This window comes from Biformimicrobium ophioploci, from assembly GCF_030270605.1.
Classification (GTDB): Bacteria; Pseudomonadota; Gammaproteobacteria; order Pseudomonadales; family Cellvibrionaceae; genus Biformimicrobium; species Biformimicrobium ophioploci.
Map to the genome: position 1 here is coordinate 456665 of NZ_BSYJ01000002.1, position 20452 is coordinate 477116.

Annotated in this window: 14 protein-coding genes and 1 tRNA gene; 9 read left to right on the plus strand and 6 right to left on the minus strand. The window is 58.2% G+C overall.

Annotated elements, in window-relative coordinates; translation table 11 throughout:
• The first annotated feature begins 18 nt into the window (after positions 1-18).
• From QSJ80_RS05465 to QSJ80_RS05485, 5 genes are all read left to right on the plus strand, one after another.
• The gene (locus QSJ80_RS05465) at positions 19-2934 is read left to right on the plus strand and encodes a TonB-dependent receptor domain-containing protein (protein WP_285763342.1); all 2916 of its coding nucleotides are present in this window, start codon (positions 19-21) and stop codon (positions 2932-2934) included.
• Positions 2935-3020: 86 nt separating this feature from the next.
• A complete protein-coding gene (locus QSJ80_RS05470; protein ID WP_285763343.1) occupies positions 3021-4523 on the plus strand; it encodes an SLC13 family permease in 1503 nt (500 codons plus the stop codon).
• A gap of 21 nt (positions 4524-4544) precedes the next feature.
• On the plus strand, positions 4545-6005 hold the full coding sequence (locus QSJ80_RS05475; RefSeq protein WP_285763345.1) for a M28 family peptidase: 1461 nt from the start codon (positions 4545-4547) through the stop codon (positions 6003-6005).
• 17 nt (positions 6006-6022) lie between these two features.
• A complete protein-coding gene (locus tag QSJ80_RS05480; RefSeq protein WP_285763346.1) occupies positions 6023-7435 on the plus strand; it encodes a class-II fumarase/aspartase family protein in 1413 nt (470 codons plus the stop codon).
• Between the two features lie 73 nt (positions 7436-7508).
• Complete coding sequence (locus QSJ80_RS05485) at positions 7509-8246, plus strand: SGNH/GDSL hydrolase family protein (protein WP_285763347.1); 738 nt, start codon at positions 7509-7511, stop codon at positions 8244-8246.
• On the opposite strand, the gene QSJ80_RS05490 is transcribed toward QSJ80_RS05485, so the two are convergent.
• The 6 genes from QSJ80_RS05490 to QSJ80_RS05515 form a co-directional block, all read right to left on the minus strand.
• Complete coding sequence (locus QSJ80_RS05490; RefSeq protein ID WP_285763348.1) at positions 8232-9227, minus strand: HupE/UreJ family protein; 996 nt, start codon at positions 9225-9227, stop codon at positions 8232-8234. The two genes, QSJ80_RS05485 and QSJ80_RS05490, sit on opposite strands and share 15 nt — an antisense overlap.
• Positions 9224-10096 (minus strand): peptidylprolyl isomerase, encoded by an 873-nt coding sequence (locus tag QSJ80_RS05495; RefSeq protein ID WP_285763349.1) that lies wholly within the window; start codon positions 10094-10096, stop codon positions 9224-9226. The genes QSJ80_RS05490 and QSJ80_RS05495 overlap by 4 nt, the downstream gene beginning before the upstream one ends.
• A 13-nt stretch (positions 10097-10109) precedes the next feature.
• Entirely contained in the window at positions 10110-11936 is a 1827-nt protein-coding gene (locus tag QSJ80_RS05500) for a DUF3604 domain-containing protein (RefSeq protein WP_285763351.1), read from the minus strand.
• A gap of 94 nt (positions 11937-12030) precedes the next feature.
• The gene (gene yghU / locus QSJ80_RS05505; protein WP_285763353.1) at positions 12031-12906 is read right to left on the minus strand and encodes a glutathione-dependent disulfide-bond oxidoreductase; all 876 of its coding nucleotides are present in this window, start codon (positions 12904-12906) and stop codon (positions 12031-12033) included.
• A 153-nt stretch (positions 12907-13059) separates the two neighbouring features.
• A complete protein-coding gene (gene nhaD, locus QSJ80_RS05510; RefSeq protein WP_285763354.1) occupies positions 13060-14307 on the minus strand; it encodes a sodium:proton antiporter NhaD in 1248 nt (415 codons plus the stop codon).
• 458 nt (positions 14308-14765) lie between these two features.
• Positions 14766-14852, minus strand: a tRNA-Leu gene (locus QSJ80_RS05515).
• A gap of 205 nt (positions 14853-15057) precedes the next feature.
• Between QSJ80_RS05515 and queA the strand changes: the two genes are divergently transcribed.
• From queA to secF, 4 genes are all read left to right on the plus strand, one after another.
• Entirely contained in the window at positions 15058-16125 is a 1068-nt protein-coding gene (gene queA / locus QSJ80_RS05520; protein WP_285763355.1) for a tRNA preQ1(34) S-adenosylmethionine ribosyltransferase-isomerase QueA, read from the plus strand.
• 22 nt (positions 16126-16147) lie between these two features.
• Entirely contained in the window at positions 16148-17266 is a 1119-nt protein-coding gene (tgt, locus tag QSJ80_RS05525; RefSeq protein ID WP_434219172.1) for a tRNA guanosine(34) transglycosylase Tgt, read from the plus strand.
• A 272-nt stretch (positions 17267-17538) separates the two neighbouring features.
• Positions 17539-19398, plus strand: a complete 1860-nt coding sequence (secD, locus tag QSJ80_RS05530) for a protein translocase subunit SecD (protein ID WP_285763357.1) — start codon at positions 17539-17541, stop codon at positions 19396-19398.
• A gap of 94 nt (positions 19399-19492) precedes the next feature.
• Positions 19493-20422 (plus strand): protein translocase subunit SecF, encoded by a 930-nt coding sequence (gene secF / locus QSJ80_RS05535; protein ID WP_285763657.1) that lies wholly within the window; start codon positions 19493-19495, stop codon positions 20420-20422.
• Positions 20423-20452 lie beyond the last annotated feature (30 nt).

The window sequence follows — 20452 nt, forward strand, 5'->3', positions numbered from 1 at the left end:
AGGGAAACGATGATGACCATGTCAATCCGACGGGCGGTACGCAATCAGCAAAAACTCCTGCTGTTGTCCGGCATGCTGCTGAGCCCACTGGCTCTGGCGGTTCAGGACGAGGTGGACAGCAAGTCCAAAGTTGAAGAGCAGGCGGTGGAAGAAGTTACCGTTGTAGGTACCCAGATCAAGGGTGCAGACATCAGTGACGCTCTGGCTGTTTCTGTAATTTCTTCAGATGATATCGCGGGAATGGGCATTGACTCCGGTGACGAGTTGATGGCGATGATCCCGGAGAGCGGGCAGAACTTCTTCAATGAAGCGGAAAACATCAGCGGTGGTGTAAACGCCGCGCGTGGTGACGTGGGTGCGTTCAACTTGCGCAACCTGGGCACCGGTAACACCCTGGTGCTGCTGAACGGCCGTCGCCTTGTCAATATGGCAAGCTACCAGACCGAGGAAGTTGGCGGTAGCTTTGTACCGGTGAATAGCGTCAACTCCAATGCAATCCCGACCTCCGGCTTGGAGCGCGTGGAAATCCTGCGTGATGGCGCATCTGCAATCTACGGTGCAGACGCCGTTGCGGGTGTTGTGAACAATGTCCTGAGAACCGACTTTGACGGTTTCAGCATTCGCGGTAAATACACCTCTTTCGAAGACCTGTCCCGCGATGACAAGACCCTGACCATGGAGTGGGGCGAGACCTTCAATGAAGGCCAGACCAACATCAGCTCCTACTTCAACTACTATTCGCGCGGCCGTATCTCCGCGTCTGAAGACGAGCGTTGGGCGGATGCAGATTTCCGCGATCGTGTGCCGGAAGATTCCCCGTGGTATGAATCCACAGCGTTTCGCAATAACAGCGCCAACTCCCTGTACGGCCAGTTCGATATGTCCGGCCGTATTGACGGCATCACCGACAGCCGCGGTGAGTTCGAAACCTACCCGGTGGGTGACGAGCGCTGCCAGTATGAACTGACCGAAAACGTCTGTGGCGCGGTGGACGGCCAGGGCACCTACCGTTACAACCTGAACGAATTCCGGGATCTGTCCTCCGAGCTGGAGCGTACCAACCTGTTTGTATTCGTGAACCATGATTTCGGCAACGGTATCGAGAGCTTCTCTGAAATCGGCTACTACGCTTCCGAAACCAACATGTTCCGTCACCCGTCAGCTTCTTTCTCTACTTCCAAGCTGACCGTTGCAGCGGACAACTTCTACAATCCGCTGGGCGTTGACCTGCTGATCGATAACTATCGTTTCGCAGAGCTGCCGCGTATCGTCGACAACGATGGCAAGACCTACCGCCTGCTGCAGGGCTTCCGTGGCACCTGGGGTGAGTGGGACTGGGATACAGCACTGCTGTGGTCCAAGGCCACCAAGAAGGACGTAACCCGTAACCGTGTTTCCAATACCCTGATGCAGGAAGCGCTGAACGACACCACCGAAGCGGCCTACAACCCGTTCAGCGGCGGCGTCAACAGCAATATCGAGCGCGCCCTGATCGACGTCACGCGCAAGAATGAAACCGAGTTGAAGAGTTTCGATATCAAGCTCTCCAACGCGGACCTGTTCGAGCTGCCGGCGGGCACCGTCGCGGCGCTGGCCGGTTTTGAGTACCGCGAAGAATCCTTTATCGATGATCGTGATCCGCGTCTCGACGGCACCATCACGTTCACCGATGGTGACGGCGATACCTATCCCTACGTATCCGACGTGGTCAACTCCAGCCCGACTCCGGACAGCAGCGGCGACCGCAGCGTGACCTCCCTGTTCGGCGAAGTGCAGATCCCGGTATTTGAAAACTTCGACCTGCAGCTGGCGCTGCGTTACGAAGACCTGTCCGATGTAGGTGACACTACCGTAGGTAAGGTGGCCTTCGGCTGGCGCCCGGTAGAGCAGCTGCTGCTGCGTGGTTCCTGGTCCGAGGCATTCCGTGCACCGAACCTGGTAACCATCAACGAGGAAATCGTTGCGCGTAACAATACCCGCACCGACTGGGCCTGTGTTTACGCTGCAGAGAACGGTGGTGACCCGGGTCAGGACGTGATCGACTGTCGTAACTCCATCCAGCGCATCGCGCAGGGCAGCCAGGATCTTGAGCCGGAAACTTCCGAAAACACTTCCATCGGTTTTGCTTTCACCCCGGTTGACGGCCTGACCGTGACCCTGGATTACTGGTCCATCGAGAAGGAAGACACCATCGGTCTGTTCGGTGAGGAAAACCACACCCTGCTGGACCTGTATTATCGCCTGCAGGCGGGTACCGCCAACTGTGCCGGCATCGGCAACAGCGCGATCAATCGCGACCCGGCCAGTGCCGATGCAGCGGCAATCTATGAAGCGGCAGGCATCTGCCCGGCTGGTGATATCGCCTTCGTCGACGACCGCTATGCGAACCTCGATACCCGTACGGTGAAAGGCCACGACCTAGCGATCTACTACGATGTGGATACCGACTTCGGTAGCTTCGGCTTCAAGTACAACGCTTCCTATATCGATACCTTCGAGCAGGAAGCCGGTGGTGATGCAGCCCTGCTGGTGGATGCACAAAAGAGCGGCCAGATTCCGGCAAACTTCCCGGTAACCGGATTTGCTGACCTGGTGGGTATGGACGGCAACCAGAGTGAGCGTCACTCCGCGTCAGTGCGCTGGAACTACGACAACTGGGGCGCTTCCCTGAGTGGCTTCCAGATTGGTGAGTTCTACCAGAGCTCCCTGACCCTGGATGACGGAACCCGCTATATCATTCCGTCCATGACCACTTACGACGCTACTGTGGATTACCGCTTCTCTTACGGTGAAACCGAGAACCGTGTGCGTCTCGGCGTGAAGAACCTGACCGACGAGCGCGCGCCGCTGGCCGACCGCTACTTCGGTTTCTTTGCCGATGCACACCGTGACTACGGGCGTTACTTCTACGTCGACATGAAGACCACGTTCTAAGAACCGGTCTTGTCATTTCCCCCGGCTCCCTTGGGAGCCGGGTGGACCAGCCGTTTCAGGCTAACCCAGCGATTCAGAGGTAAAAAATGACTAATCCAGCTCCGGCAACCAGGGGCCTGCCCGGTAGTGCAGGCAATCTGGGGCGGGCGAATTACCAGACAATCGGGCTGATTCTTGGCCCGGCGCTGTTCGCCATCATGATGGCGCTTGGCAATGTGCAGACCACCATGGACCCCCAGGCCTGGCGTGTTGCCGCTGTGGGATTGTGGATGGCCGCCTGGTGGGCGACGGAAGCCGTGCCTGTACCGGTGACAGCATTACTGCCCATCGCAACGTTCAACCTGTTGGGTATCGCCTCGCTCAAGGAATCCACCGAGCCATACGCGAACCCCATCATCTACCTTTTCCTGGGTGCATTTATCCTGGCCCTGGCGGTGGAGAAGTGGCGCCTGCACAAGCGCATTGCACTGTTGATACTGTCCCGCACCGGGACCGACGGTAGTCGACTGGTGGGCAGCTTTATGCTGGTATCCGCGCTGCTGTCCATGTGGATGACCAATACCTCCACCACCATGATGCTGTTCCCGATTGCGGTTTCCGTGGTCAGCGTCATTATCGAAAATGTGGACGGCCTTGAGGAAAAGCAGAAGAGCGATTTCCAGACGGCAATGCTGCTTGGCCTTGCCTACGCCGCAACCATTGGTGGTCTGGCGACTCTCGTTGGTACCCCGCCCAATGCATTGCTCGCGGCGTTCCTGGCCGAGAACTATGGCATCGAGATCAGCTTCGCACAGTGGATGCTGGTCGGCGTTCCGGTTGCGATGATCATGCTGCCACTGGGCTGGCTGGTGCTGACCCGCGGCGTATACCGGGTGAATATTCCCGCGAGTGGCAAGGCGAGTGAGCATCTGGAAACACTGAAAGCTGATCTCGGGCCCATTACCAAGCCGGAGAAACGCGTTGCGATTACCTTTGCGCTGGTGGTGCTGGCGTGGATGCTGCGCAGGCCGCTGGCTTCCTTCTTCGGGCTGGAAGGCCTGAGTGATGCGGGTATCGTGATCATCGCGTCGGTATTCCTGTTCCTGTGCCCGAGTGGCGATGACAAACAGCCGCAGCTGATGGCCTGGCAGGACGTCAACCGGCTGCCGTGGGGTGTGCTGATCCTGTTTGGTGGTGGTCTCAGCCTGGCGTCCGCGGTGTCCTCCTCCGGGCTGGCACACTGGCTGGGCGAGAGCCTCTCGCCGGTGGGTGCCCTGGGTATCGTATCCCTGATCCTGGCGGCAACCTGCCTGGTGATCTTCCTGACAGAGCTCACCAGTAACCTGGCGACGACCGCAACTTTCCTGCCGGTAGTGGCCGCGATTGCGGTGCAGGCGGATATTCCTCCGCTGATGCTGCTGGTACCGATCACGCTCGCCGCGAGTTGCGCCTTTATGCTGCCGGTGGCGACCCCACCGAATGCGATTGTGTTTGCATCCGGCATGCTGACCATTCCGCAGATGGTTCGTGCAGGGTTCATTCTCAATATGCTGGGTATGGGTGTGCTTGCGCTGATTGCCGTCTGGTGGGCCCCGGTGGTGCTCGCGTAAATGCATCGTTCAGGCACCAAAATGGCTGGCAGTATGGCGATACTGCTGGCCATTTTTTTATCGACGGTTGACGCAGCGGCCAGCGCATCAGGAAAGCACTACGGCAAGGGGTTACCGAGGGACCTGGGCACCCTGGCGGTGCCGGATTCGGCCTATCCGGACTGGCCCCTCCAGCCTCACCAGCAACGTTACGCTGCGGTGAGTGGCGAAAGAATGAAGCGCTGGGTGGAGCAGATCTCGGATATTGCCTTGCAAAGCCAGCGTGACGGCCACCAGTACTGGGGGCGCCTGCCGGGAACCCAATACGACCGCATGACCATGGACCTGATGGCTGCGGAACTTAAACGGCTGGGCTTCAGCCTGGAAAGCGTTCCCTTCCGGATTCCGGAAGACTGGCGTCCGCGCCAATGGCAGGCCAGTTACGCGCTGGGTGACAGGCGGATACCGTTGCATTCCGCCTTCCCGGTTGGCAAAACCGCAGGCACGGCTGGGAAGACGATTGAGGCCGAAGCTGTGTGGGTGGGTATCGGCGCGTCCCCGGACTTTCTCGGTCGCGATGTACGCGGCAAGGCCGTTGTCATCTACAGCACCTTTGTCCCGGGCGGCCGCAGCCACTCCGCCAGTGATCGTGCCCGTATCTTCAACGCCAACCGCAGGGCGAGTGAACTTGGGGCCGCGATGATCATCAATGTGATGGCGGTACCCGGTGATGGCCGATTCAATCCTCTCGGCGCGCCGCCGGCGCGTTACGGGGTGCCATTGATCACCATAAACCAGGATGAGGGGTTCCGGTTGCGCGATGCGCTCGGACGCGGTGAAAAGATCACTGTTTCCCTGAACCTGTCCATCGATATCCTCAGGGATGTGCCAACCAACCTGCTGGTAGCGCGACTGCCAGGTACAACAGATGAGGATATCGTTCTTGCGGCCCATACCGATGGTTTTTTCCAGGGCGCCATGGATAACGCGTCCGGGCTTGCCAGTGGCCTGGAAATAGCCCGTTTTTATGCAAGCCAGCCGCGGCAACAGCGCAGTCGCAACCTGGTGTTTATGCTGTTCCCGGATCATCATCATGGCGAGCATGGACTAAAACAGTTCGAGCGCACCTACACGTGGGACAAGGTCGGGATTGTGCTAACGCTTGAGCATCCCGCACAAACACAGCTGTACTGGTATAACGACGACCTGATGACGTCCAATGCCATAGGTGCATTCCGCTGGCATGTGACCGGTAGTAACTTGCTCGAAGCGATTGTGAAGGATAGCCTGCGGGAATTTGGTGTTTCGATATATACGGAAATGAACCCGCGCCCGAAGCTCACCCGTCAGGCCCCGGGCTTCCATATTATCGATCATGTGATTTATCACACGACTCTGGATGTCCCGGAGCTGGTTCCAGCCGAAGGGCTTGAACGGTCCACCCGGGCGTTTCTTTCCATTATCGACAGGGTGAACACCCTGTCACTGGAGGAGCTGCGCTAGCGCAACCGGCCAACTGCATGAGAACGATGAAAAAGCTCAACTCGATCCTGCCTTTTTTACTTTCACTGATGACCGCTGGCTGGCTGAATGCGCAGGCCGCAGATGTACCGGAAAGTGTAGAGGCTGTCTTTGCCGCTGAGTGGCAAACCCAGAAGGTACTGGATGTGGAAGCAGCCCTGGCGAAGGCTCAGGCTGACCTGGGCCTGATACCAGGCTGGGCCGCCGAAGAAATCGCGCAGAAGGCGGATACGCGCTACGCGCCGCAGGATGCGCTTGCCGAGGAGTTCCGCAAGGTACGGCATCGCATGGTGGCGCTGCTGAATGTCTGGCAGCGCTCGCTGGACAAGGGCGCCGAGCAGTACATGCATTTTGGTGCAACGACGGTGGATATCTACGATACCGTTATGGTGCTACAGCTCCGCGATGCCAGTAGCCTGCTGATTGCAGATCTGCTGGAACTGGAAGATATCCTGATCGAGCTGGCGAGGGCCCACAAGGATACCGTGATGATCGGCCGTACCCTCGGTCAGCATGCACTACCCATTACGTTCGGCAAGAAGGTCAGTACCTGGCTGGGCGAAAACCGTCGCAATATCGAGCGGTTGCAGGCGGTGCGGGCCAAGCTGGATCGTTCCGCCATCCTGAAAGGTGCTGTAGGCAGCTATCTGGGTCTGGGCGACAAGGGTATCGAACTCGAGCGCGCTTTTGCCTCACACCTTGGTATGGCAGAGCCCTATCCGGATGACTGGCACGGTGCACGGGATCTGTTCGCTGAATATGCCCTCATGCTCGCCATCATCAGCCGTTCCTATGGCCGTATCGGCAATGAACTGTTCCTCTTGCAGATGACAGATATCGGCGAGACCGAAGAAGTGCGGGCGAAAACCGCAGTGGGCAGCAGCACCATGCCCCACAAGAAAAACCCGAGTAAGTCTGAGGCGTTGATCCACTATTCGCGGATAGTCCCGCGTACCGCAGAAATCCTGCTCGATGACATGGTCAACGTCTTCGAGCGTGACAATACCTCGCGCAGCAACCGCGTGCTCGAGGAGATTTCAACGGATGCCGCAGATATGCTGGATACGGCCCGGCAGTTGCTCGGTAACCTCAAGGTCAACAAGCAGGCGATGGCTGCCAATATCGAAAAAACCAACGGGCTGATACTGGCCCAGCGTGTAACCTTTGCGCTGGCAGAGGAGCTTGGCAAGACCAATGCCAACGACCGCATGCACAAACTGGCAGTGCAGGCGCGGGATCAGGGCGTGTCCCTGCGTAATGCGCTGGAACAGGACCCACAGTTGTCCGGGTACTTCACTGCAGTCCAGCTGGATCAACTGTTCGATGCCTCCAGCTATACCGGCCTCGCTGCAGAGCAGGTAGAGGCAGTGATTGCTTATTGCCTGGCGCGCCGTGCGCAGAATGCCCGCTGATATGCGGACAGCGTTTGCGTTATTTGCGCTTCAGTGCTCACTCGTTTTGGGGTTGCCAGCGAAAGCGCTGGCTGTGCCGGAAGATAGCGGGCCCGAGCGTGTCCTGTATGTGGGAAACAGCCTGTCGTTCTACAACAATGGGCTGCACACCCATGTCACTAACTTGCTGAAATCAGCAGGGCGCTGGCACCCGGGTAATAGCAAGCAGCAGTTGCTGACGTTGTCGGCCGGCGGACTGGAAGAATCCTATCCCGGACTGGTTGCCCGGCTGGAGGCGCCCGAGGGCAGGTGGAGCGCTGTTGTATTTCATGGGCGTAGCAGTGACCCGGTCAATCCGCGGCGCCAGCAGGCGTTTCGTGAGGGGGTTGCACGCTTTGCAGAGGCGATCAGTGCGGCCGGTGCAGAGCCCGTTCTGCTAGAGACGTGGGCTTATCCGGGGCGGGTGGGCATGACCGAGGCGGTAGCGGACGCTTACCTGCATGAAGCGGAGCAGCATGGAATTCGGGTCATACCGGCGGGGCTGGCATTCAGTTACGTGCGGGAAAGGTTCCCGGAAATTGAACTGTTCAGTGCAGACATTGAAACATTCGATGAAAATGGAAAGCCGCTGCTGCGCCGTGTGCTGCGCCACCCGAGCCTTGCCGGCACCTATCTGGCGGCATGTGTGATCTATGCCTCACTGTATGGTGAATCACCCGAAGGCTTGCCATATAGGGCGGGGCTTTCTGCGGATATTGTATCCAAGCTGCAGCAATCCGCTTGGGCAGTTGTTCAGCAGTTTCTCCAATCCAGGTCCTCACACATAAAATGAAGCGACCCGCTCAATAGTCCAGAACATCGCCAGGCTGCCAATCGCATAGGTGGTTGCCAGTCTGGCATATTGCCGGTAGCGCTCCGACACACCTTTTACCAAGAACGCCAGGCATACAACACCAAGCACGAACGCCAGCTGGCCGGCTTCCACGCCTACATTGAAAAACAGCAATGCCAGTGGAATCTCAGTCGGGGGCAGGCCTACTTCAGAGAGCGCGCCGGCAAAACCAAATCCGTGCAGTAAGCCGAACGAGAATGCCACCAGCCACGGCTTGCGATAACTGAGTCCGATCTGGCCCCGTTGAGCGCGTACTATCTCTACCGCGAGGAACAGGATGCTGAGCGCGATAATTGCTTCCACCGGTGCTTGCGGAAAGCTGACAACGCCGAGTGTGGCCGCTGTTAGCGTGATACTGTGCGCAACGGTAAATGCGGTAATGGTTGCGACCAGCTTGCGCCAGCCTATGACGACCAGCAACAGGGCGAAGACGAACAGCAGGTGATCGATACCCAGCAGGATATGTTCCACCCCGAGGATGAAGTAGGTACTGATAACCTCCATCACGGACGGCGCTGCGCTTACCGTGAATGTATGCTGTTTGGGGGTGAGGCGGACCGTCTGTACCGGCAGTTCCATCAGGCTGATGCGTGCAAGTGCATCAGTCATGGAATGCTGCAGGCCCTCGACCCTTACTTCTCTCCCCGCGAGGCTGCCGCTGCATAGCAGCCTCCAGCTCTGCAGGATGGCCCCGGTCACTTCCCGGGCAAGCTTCTCGCCCTGGGCGTTACAGTCCTGCGGAAACGCGGGTTCCATCGGCGCGGGTATGCCACCGCGGATCGGCATCTTCCACACCACGTTGTAGGCACCGGGGCCGGTTTCATTGATTTCCAGATAGGCGGGTTTGATCTCGTGCGCCTGTATCGCCTGGCTCGAAAGCAGCAGTAACGGCCCCAGCAGCAGGTACAGCAGCTTCTTCATTCTTCCTGCACCTCTGCAAGCTCCACTGCGCTGTCGTCCAGCGGTGCCATCACAACCTGATATTGTTCTCTGAGGGAGCGGTAGAATGCCAACTCCGCTTCCTCGCGCCGTTCCCGTCGCCATTCCCTTTCCACCTTGTCGCGGACTTCGGAAAGGGCGACAGGCCTTGCAGGTTCGGCTTCTGATAGCAGTACAAGATGTAGCCCATACCCGGAAGCAATCGGGCCATGCCATTCCCCCACGGGGGATTTCAGCAGGGCATCGGCAAACATCTGGCCGAACTGGCGCGACACCTGAGAGATCTCTGAATCGCTAAAACTGGAGGCGAGCATGATCGGATCCCCCAGGGTATCAATGCCCTGCGCAGGCGCCTGCTGCAATTTCTTGAGCAGCTGCCCGGCATCCTGCGCGAGCTTTTCTCCGCGCTTGTCGGGGTTGAGGTAGACATGGGAAAAGCTGTACCGGGCCGGTTCCTCAAAGGAGGACGCATTGTTGTCGAGGTAGACCTGCAGCTCTTCGTCTGTCGGTTGCAGCATGTCGGTGATATCGGCGGAAATGAAGTCCATCTTCTGGGCCAGTCGCCGCCGTACAATGGCGTCGTGCTGGTCCAGACCCAGGGCGATGGCTTCCCGATAGAGGATTTCCTCGCGGATATCGTTCTCCAGCAGGCCCTGTAGTTCGTCCCGCGTCGGCATACGCTGCCATTTCCGCTCGAACAGTGCGATATGCCGTTCGATGTCCTGTGCGGATAGGACTATCTCTTTCTGACTGTCGGACTCGCCGCCGCGTTCGATGCCATAAAGCACGAACAGCAGGGCACCCAGTACTCCGAAATGTAATAGCGGTTCTTTGATTATTGTTCTCAGCAAGGTTGTCTCCATTTTACTTTTCAGGCGTATACCAGATTGGTGAGGTCCAGGCCCGTTCCTGAATTGATACAGGTAGGTCTTTCCTGGGCGGTATGCCCAGTGACACTGCGTCGTATGTGGACCAGCGCGGTGTTGGGATTTCCAGTACGCGTACGTAATAGAAGGCGTGCTGTCCGGGTTTGAATTCCGGATCTGTCCATACTGTACTCAGCTGAGTGTCGCCGATGTCGTTTCGATAGGTCGCCGTTTTCGGGTCGACGGTATTGCCGACAGAGGGCACCTTCCCGTCTTTTCCAACCTTACGCGCGTCAGACAGGGCAACATCGAATATTTTTTCATGCGTCTTGTCTCCATCGACCCAGCCTTTGATTACCTGAATACGATCAAGGTTTGCACCTTCCGCTTCCTTCATTGCTTGAATGACGAAGGATGGCGCTTTCCCGTTCACACTTGGCGGTAGATCGCTACCCATCGGGACGCCAGTTTCGTAGGCGGTACTAAGCCAGTCGCCCTTTAGCATGTCTTTCTTGAAGTCATAGCCGCCAAAAAAGCGCACCTTCATACGTGTCCCGGAAGTCGCAAAGGTTTCCTTGCGTTCCAGCGCTGCATAGATTTCTTCACGGGTATTGGATTTTGCCCACACACCCGCAACTCCACCGGAGCCAAACAGGCGCAGTTGCTGCTTGTTGGCCTCTTTAAACCCGGGGGGGCCGTTCAGCCGGTGTTCAGCGCTATTCTCCATGGCAAATTTGCCGGTATAGTTATCTTCCTCAATGGATGCTGCCGAATTATGTGAATCTGAATCACCGATGAGGCCGTATTTAAAGGGATTTCCTTTACCAGCAGCTTCAAACGCGATACCCCTCCGGTAAGCCTCTCGCATGTAGCTGCCCACCTGTACCTTTGCCGGGGTCGCATCTGCGGACAGGTTGTATTCCCACAGCTCGAAATTGGCAAACTCATCATTGGGGGATAGCTTGGGGTGGGTTTCCGAGGTGCCCTTGATCTGGCTGACCTCATACAGCGGCTCATTGCGGATGCGAGTGGCACTGTACTCTGCAGACACAGGCTGTCCCCTGGAGTCGGTATCCTGGAACATCAGTCCCTCACTGGCGTTAGCATTGTGGGGGATTGCCAGCAAGGTGGCGCCACCAGCACGGATTTTCTCCATCCATGCCCAAAGATCTTCTGGTTTGTCAGAGTCCAGAGCGGAGAAGGGCAGGTCGGGGACGCCGGTCTTGTCCTTGAAGATAACCACCCTATGCAAGTTGTTCTTTTGGGGGTTGGAGGTCCATTCGTATCCGATGAACGTTGTGAACTTTCCGGGCTGGTTATGAGCGTTGGCTATTTCGACGACTTTCGCCCAGATTGGCTTGCTGATTTTCGGATCAGCTAGCTGCGGGTCTGACCGTCCCTCACTCATATCAGTAAGAATCTGGGCAAATGCAGCGAAAGCTACTGCCTGGTCGTCGGAGGTGACCTTTTTGGCTATATCCAGTTTACTGAGCGGACTGTCTTCATTGCTCATTTCTCGAAAGACGCCCAGATACTCTGCATGGTCAGATACCATGTACCAGTCAAGAGGTTTTTTAATGGTCAGTTCCGGGCCGCCACCGCCCCCCGGGATAGACTCCCCTTTGGCCCAGCGATATGCGTGGTCCGGATTTGTAATAGCGCCATTGGTAAACGCATCAAATGAGTAGTCGGTATGAATGTGAAAGTTACCGAAGAAGGCTTCCCGGTGGGGATAGGTTTTTGCGGACTTTTCTTCGCCAATAACCAGAGGCGTCAGGCTGAGTGTGACGGCAAACGCCAGTGGGCGGAATTTTGAGAATGACATAACGGCCAACCGAGTTCTTGGAAGGAAAATCCTTCGGGAATTGTAGAACACGGCTGCCGCGCGGTCCGGCTATGGCCTCGAAGCCGGGGGGATATTAGCCTCCGCTGGCGCCATCGATCTTGTCTTGCGTCTTTGTATCGAAATCGTCGGCGTGATGGCGCTCACGCAACTGCTCGCTCGGATCGCCCCAGGCCCGGTTTACCATGCGCCCCCTTCGCACCGCTGCGCGCTGGTCCAGTTCCTGCGCCCAGCGCACAACATGCTCATAGGCGTCCACCTGCAGGAATTCCCCCGCATCGTACAGGCGGCCGAGCACCAGTGCGCCATACCACGGCCAGATTGCCATATCGGCGATGGTGTAGGTGTCACCAGCAACATATGGGCTCTCCTGCAGGCGCTGGTCGAGGACATCCAGCTGGCGCTTGGTCTCCATGGCATAGCGGTTGATCGGGTATTCGTATTTTCCCGGCGCGTAGGAATAGAAGTGGCCGAAGCCGCCACCGAGGAAGGGCGCTGAGCCCATTTGCCAGAACAGCCACGACAGACACTCAGCCCGGGTGTGGTCTGTGGGCAGGAATGCGCCGAACCGTTCCGCCAGGTGCATAAGAATTGCGCCGGACTCGAATATTCGCGTGGGTGGGGATGTACTGTGATCCACCATCACCGGGATTTTCGAATTCGGATTTGCGGCAACGAAACCGCTACTGAACTGGTCCCCCTCGCCGATATCGATGATCCAGGCATCATACTCCGCACCAGTGTGACCGAGCGCCAGCAGTTCTTCGAGCAGGATCGTGACCTTGACGCCGTTGGGTGTGGCCAGGGAGTAGAGTTGCAGCGGGTTTTCTCCAACGGGCAGGTCCTTGTCGTGCGTGGCGCCGGCCGTGGGACGGTTGATACTGGCGAATTTGCCGCCAGATTCCGCGTCCCATTTCCATACTTTTGGTGGGGTGTAAGGGGTGTTGGTCATATCAGGCTTTTACTGGTTCAGGAAACTGTAACTGTAACGAGCTTTGGGCAGGAATGGGAAGAGCTGTACGGGGTCAGAGCCGTTGCTCTGACTCCATTCATTAAGGGCCAGATACCCGGGGTCAGAGTGTTTAACTCTGACCCCGGCCATCAATCAATAGGTCGCCTGCGCTATCAACAGTGTCAGCCCATACCCCAGCGTATAGGCAGCTGCGAGCGCCGGCGTATGCCGCAGGTAGCCGGCAAACGTCACTTCCTTGAGCTTGCTCATCACGATGATCCCTGCCGCTGAGCCAATGGCGAGCAGGGAGCCACCGACCCCCACCGCATAGGTTAGCCCCAGCCACTCGCTGGTGCTGAGTGCCGGCTGCGCCTTGAGCAGGGCGGCAGTGAGCGGCACGTTATCCAGAAGGGCGGAGGCAGAGCCGGCAACGTAATTGGAAATCTTCGGATCGTACTGGGCGTACAGGTGCGCCAGTTGGTCGAGTACACCAATCTCCTTGAGCATGCCCACCAGCAACAGGATGCCGAGAAAGAACAGCAGTGTGTCGAACTCGACCTGGCGAATATATTCGAGGATCTTGGTCTGCTGTGCATCGGTCTTGGCCGTGCGGCCGATCAGGAACATCACTGACAACCCTGTGAGAAACGTGAGTACCGGTGGTACCGCAAACAGGATATTGAACAACATGGTTGAGATGATCGTGGCGAAGAACGCCGCCGCAATCAGGATATCGACCGTGTCGAACTGACGCTCCACCACCTCACTTTTTACCTGGCCTTTCTGCCCGATGCTGAATACCAGTGCAAGGAACACTACGGCGGCCGCCGCCGGAGCTACCAGCGTGATTAGCTGTGGCATGGTCACATGCCCCTTTAGGAATATCATCAGGGTGGTGACATCGCCGGTGATCAGCGCGACACCACCGGAGTTGACCGCGAAAACTACTAGCGCCGCCATCTGGATACGGGTTTTGCGGTCCAGGTCATAGGCCTGGATCAGGCCCAGGGACACCAGTGTTGCGGTGACGTTGTCGCAGATGGCGGAGAGCAGCATGGCAAACAGCGCCACCAGGATCATCAGCCGCCGGATCGACAGGTGTGTGGGAAAAATCTTCTGTACCGCGGCCTGGATCATGCCCTTGGCATTGAGGTAAGCGACGAATGTCATGGTGGCCATCAGGAACAGCCACAGGGTGGCGATTTCCAGCAGGTTTTCGTCGAGGCTGTGGTTGATGGCTTGCTGGGCCTTGGTATCACCTGCGGCATGAATATAAAGGGTGAGCCATGCGATACAGCCCAGGAAGAGCGTCGATTTGGCCTTGTTCAGGTGGATGACTTCCTCGAACACGATGCAGAGCAGGGCGAGGATACTGATGCCGATAAGGAAGTATTCGAGCATGGGGGAAATCCGGTGCGGGTTGGCGAGGCGGATTTTAAATTGAATGGGGTCAGAGCGTACAGCTCTGCCCCCATACTGTCGCGGAACCTTCAGGGGTCAGAGCCGACAGATGTCTGGGTCAGAGATGACTGGGGTCAGAGTCATGGCTCTGACCCCATCGGTTCTATTGATGGGGTCAACTAGCGGGGTCAGAGCGGAAAGCTCTGACCCCTGCCATACAAATAAGAGGCCGGACCAACCAATGGGGTCAGAGCGGAAAGCTCTGACCCCAGTCATATAAACAAGAGGCCGGTCTAATCAAAAAGGCTGAGGCCTTTTTGACCCTGCGGGCTTCGCGGCTCACGCCGCTCGTTGTTGATTGCGCCCTAGGCGCAATCGGTCGAACCGGAATGCCGGTTCTCGCCGCACCTCCGATACAAACGAAAAACCCCCGCCCTGATGGGCGAGGGTTTTGCGTTTGGTACCAGAGGCCGGACTCGAACCGGCACGCTTTTTACGGCGGGGGATTTTGAATCCCCTGTGTCTACCAATTTCACCACTCTGGCATAGGCCTGAAGCGGCGGGGCCGTCTCAGAGAGGGCGAGATTATAGCAACGGCCGAAGGCCGGTCAACCAGCAAATTCAGGCACTTAGGGCTGTTCTGCTCACATTATGTGCTTTTTCTTGGCCAGATCGGCCCTTTTCCGCTAACCTTCGCGCCCGGGCGCCTCCGCCCACCGAAAGCTTCACACGACCCTAGAATACAGACCCATGCGCCGCCAGGATTTCCATTTCGACCTGCCCGATGAATTGATCGCCCGTACGCCAGCCAAAGAGCGTACAGGTAGCCGTTTGCTGTGCCTCGATGGCCCCACCGCTGAGCTGGCCCATCGCCAGTTCCGCGACCTGCTGGAGCTGGTGCGCCCCGGCGACCTGATGGTGTTCAACGATACCCGCGTGATCCCGGCGCGCCTGTTCGGTCAGAAGGAAACCGGCGGCAAGCTGGAAGTGCTGGTTGAGCGGGTGCTCGACGAGCGTAATGTGCTGGCGCATGTGCGCTCCAGTAAGTCGCCGAAGCCAGGCTCAGACATACTGCTGGAAGACGGAACCCGGGTGGCGGTGACTGATCGCCAGGATGCACTGTTCGTGCTGGCGTTCCCGGGCGAGGGCGTATTGCCGATCCTCGAGCGCCACGGGCATATGCCGTTACCGCCTTATATCGATCGCCCGGATGAGGAATCGGACAAGGAACGTTACCAGACTGTCTACAGTCGTGAGGCGGGGGCCGTGGCGGCCCCGACCGCGGGGCTGCACTTCGACGACGCCATGCTTGGCGCGCTGCGCGATAAGGGCGTGGAGATGGCCTTTGTCACCCTGCATGTCGGTGCCGGTACCTTCCAGCCGGTGCGGGTGGATGACATCCACGAGCACCAGATGCATTCTGAGGTGCTGCATGTAAATGAAAGCGTCTGCCAGGCCGTGGCGGAAGCGCGTGCACGTGGCGGGCGGGTGATAGCGGTGGGCACCACCAGCGTACGCGCGCTGGAGTCCGCCGCAAAAGGGGGCCAGTTAGTGCCCACTGTTGGCGAGACCGACATCTTTATATACCCCGGCTACCAGTTCCGGGTGGTGGATTGCCTGATTACCAACTTCCACCTGCCAGAATCCACCCTGATGATGCTGGTCAGCGCCTTTGCCGGCTACCGGGGCACCATGGCGGCCTACGCCGCGGCCGTACAGGAGCGCTACCGCTTCTTCAGTTACGGCGACGCGATGTTTATTACACGGCGCGATGGCGTCAGCGCGGATGAAGTGACCTCCGCCAGAGAAGGAGAGTAATGCGGTGACACGCCAATGTTTTATGGAATTTGAGCTGGATACGACCGACGGCAAGGCCCGCCGCGGGCGCCTGAAATTCCCGCGTGGCACGGTCGAGACCCCGGCGTTTATGCCGGTGGGTACCTACGGCACGGTGAAGGGCATGCTCCCGAAGGACGTCGAGGCGATCGGCGCACATATTATTCTGGGTAATACCTTCCACCTGATGCTGCGCCCCGGTACCGAGGTGATCAAGGCCCACGGTGACCTGCACGATTTCATGCAGTGGCAGGGCCCGATCCTGACGGATTCCGGCGGTTTCCAGGTGTTCAGCCTGGGGGATATCCGCAAGATCACCGAGGAAGGCGTCTCTTTCCAGTCCCCCATCGATGGCAGCCCGGTGTTTATGGACCCGGAGCGCTCCATGCAGGTGCAGCGTGACCTGGGCTCGGACATTGTGATGATCTTCGACGAATGCACCCCATACCCGGCCACCGAGAAGCAGGCGAAGGACTCCATGGAGATGTCCCTGCGCTGGGCCAGACGCAGCAAGGACGCCCACGGTGACAACCCGTCGGCGCTGTTCGGCATTATCCAGGGCGGCATGTACCCAGCCCTGCGCGACGTTTCCCTCAATGGCCTTACCGAAATCGGTTTTGACGGCTACGCCATCGGCGGACTGTCCGTGGGCGAGCCCAAGGAAGACATGGTCATGGTACTGGATCACCTGGCGCACCAGATGCCGACGGACAAGCCGCGCTACCTGATGGGCGTGGGCAAGCCAGAGGACATCGTGGAGGCGGTACGCCGCGGTGTGGATATGTTCGACTGCGTCATGCCCACCCGCAATGCGCGCAACGGTCACCTGTTTACCTTCGACGGGGTGATCAAGATCCGCAATGCCAAGCACCGCCACGACACCAGCCCGCTGGAAGAAGAGTGCGATTGCTATACCTGCGAGAACTTCTCTCGCGCCTACCTGCACCACCTGGACAAATGTGGCGAAATTTTGGGCGCCCAGCTCAATACCATCCACAACCTGCGCCACTATCAGCGTTTGATGCAGAAGTTGCGTGACGCTATAGCCGCCAATGCGCTGGAGGCGTTCGTGGCAGATTTCTACGAGCGGCTGGGGCGTCCCGTGCCGTCGCTGGCTGTCTAAAATTTGGTCGCCGCTAGGACAGGACTTTCAAAAACGCATAAATACATCCCTGTAGCTCCTGCGCGCCGTCCATGGCGCGCAAGGTTTTGAAAGGCCTGTCCTAGCATCGCCCCAAAGCGTCCTCTCAGCTACGCTTCCCTCCAAATCCCGTTATAATCCTCCGCTTGCTTGAAAGCCGCACATACGCCCCTATTAAATAGGGCTGGAGCGGCAACTGCTGTAATAAAAACCACCCGGAACCCAGGTTTACGGGTGCCCATAACGAGAAAGATATGAATCGCTATCCAGCCTGGAAGTACATCCTGATTCTTCTGATAGTCGCGTTCGGCTTCCTGTATGCCGCGCCGAACCTTTACGCGCCAGATCCGGCGGTACAGGTATCCGGTGCCTCCAGCGCGCTGCAGATTGACGAGCGCACCCTGAAGAGCGCGGAGCAGGCTCTCTCCGACGCCGGCATCGAGTTCAAGGGCGGGGAACTGGGTGAGAACTCCGCCTTGATCCGCCTGAACGATATTGAGGACCAGCTGCCCGCCAAGCGCGCCATACAGGCAGCGATGCGTGACGACTACGTCGTGGCCCTGAACCTCGCTTCCACCACCCCGGAGTGGCTCAGCAACCTCGGCGCGCAGCGCATGACGCTGGGCCTCGACCTGGCCGGTGGCGTGCACTTCCTGATGGAAGTGGATACCGCGGATGTAGTTGGCAAAAACCTTGAAACCCTGGCGGCGGACCTCCGCGCCAAGCTGCGTGCTGGCAAGGCCCGCTACCGCAGCGTAAAGGTGGAAGACAATGCGATTGTGGCGCGCTTCCGTACAGAGGAACTGGCCAGCACCGCGCGCAGCATCATCCGCAAGGAATATACCGAGCTGACGATCGTTGAGCCGGCCGGTGGCAACCAGCTGGAAGTGCGTGCACAGCTGCTGGACCAGGAAGTGAAACGCCTCGAGGACTATGCCATCAACCAGAACCTCACCACACTGCGCAACCGTGTGAATGAGCTGGGGGTGGCTGAACCTATCGTACTGCGCCAGGGCCGCAACCGCATTGTGGTTGAGCTGCCGGGCGTACAGGATACCGCCGCCGCCAAGCGTGTGATCGGCAAGACCGCGAACCTGGAATTCCGCCTGGAAGCGGCCCAGGATGCGCTTGTTTCCAACAAGGAATACTTCGAGTACCGCGACGAGCAGCAACAGCAGATGATGGGCGGTGCCTGGCTCGAGAAAAAAGTCATCATCAACGGTGACCGCGTCAGCGGCGCGCGCGTGGGCTATGACGAGAATGGTCGCCCGCAGATCAATATCGACCTGGATGCTACCGGCGGCAACTTCATGCACCGCAGCACCTGGAAGAATGTTGGCCGTCGCATGGGTGTGCTGTTTATCGAGAGCAAGACCCGCACGGTGGAAACCACCAACGAGCAGGGCGAGACAGTCCTGACGCCGGAGCGTTACGAAGAGAAGAAAGTTATCAGTCTCGCCACCATCCAGAGTGCGCTGGGCCGACAGTTCCGTATCACCGGCGTGGAAGCCGCGGAAGCTCAGGAAACTGCACTGCTGCTGCGTGCCGGTGCACTGGCAGCACCGATGTACTTTGTGGAAGAGCGTGTGATCGGCCCGAGCCTCGGTGCCGACAACATCAAGGTGGGTGTGGACTCGGTGAAGATCGGCCTGATCGCGGTACTGATCTTCATGCTGATTTTCTACAAGGTCTTCGGAATTGCGGCCAATATCGCCCTGGCGGTCAACCTTGTGCTGCTGGTGGGCGTGATGAGCCTGTTCGGTGCGACCCTGACCCTGCCGGGTATTGCCGGTATCGTATTGACCGTTGGTATGGCGGTGGATGCGAACGTGCTGATCTTCTCGCGGATCAAGGAGGAGCTGCGCAATGGCTTGCCGCCGCAGTCGGCCATCAACTCCGGCTTTGACCGTGCATTTACCACCATTCTGGATGCGAATATCACTACCCTGATCGTTGCCGTGATTCTGTTTTCGATCGGTTCCGGCCCGGTGAAGGGCTTTGCCGTGACCCTGTCGATCGGCATCCTGACCTCCATGTTCACTGCGATCATGGGTACCCGCGCCATCGTCAATATGATTTACGGTGGCCGTCACGTGAAGAAGCTTTGGATTTAAGGGGCGGGCAATGAGTAACGAAACCGAAAACAACTACGAAAATACGCCCGCGCTGGACTACAACGACTACAACGGGCGTCGTGTCTATCACTTTATGAAGTGGCGCAATATTGCGCGCCTGATCTCCGCCGTGTTGCTGGTGGGATCCATCGTGTCCCTTGCGGTCAACGGCCTGCAGTTTGGCCTGGACTTCACCGGCGGTACCCAGGTGGAGGTGGAGTACGAAACCCCGCCCAGCATCGGTGAGATCCGCAGCCAGCTGGAGGGTGCCGGTTACAAGGGCGCCGTGGTGGTGCTGTTCGGCTCAGACAAGGACATCCTGATCAAGCTGCCACCGGAAGTGGCGGAAGAGCAGGCGCAGACTCGGGCGCGTGAGGGCACTTCCTCCATTGGCGACGAAGTCGTAGAGGTACTGAAGTCACATACTGCTGAAGAGATCGAACTGCGTCGCGTGGAAATGGTCGGCCCGCAGGTCGGTGAAGAACTGCGCGACGATGGTGGCCTTGGCATGCTGTTTGCGCTGGGTGTGGTGATGTTCTACGTTGCCATCCGCTTCCAGTTCAAGTTCTCCGTAGGCGCAGTCGCGGCACTGGCACACGATGTGATCATCGTGCTGGGCTTCTTCTCCTTCTTCAAACTGGACTTCGACCTCACAGTACTGGCCGCGATCCTGGCAGTTGTGGGTTACTCGCTGAACGACACCATCGTGGTATCGGACCGCATCCGCGAAAATTTCCGCAAGGTGCGTAAGGCGACTTCGGAGGAAATCATCGACATTTCCCTTAGTGAGACACTCGGCCGAACCTTGATGACGTCCATCACCACCATGCTGGTGTTGCTGGCACTGTTCGTGTTCGGTGGTGAGCTGATCCACAACTTCTCCACTGCACTGATGGTGGGCGTCGGTGTAGGTACTTACTCCTCCATCTATGTGGCGGCAAGCATCCTGCTGGCGATGGATATCAGTAAGGAAGATCTGATGCCGCCGGTCAAGGAAGGCGCTGAGCTGGACGACATGCCTTAATCGCTAGCTCACTCAGTACGCTCAAAAAGC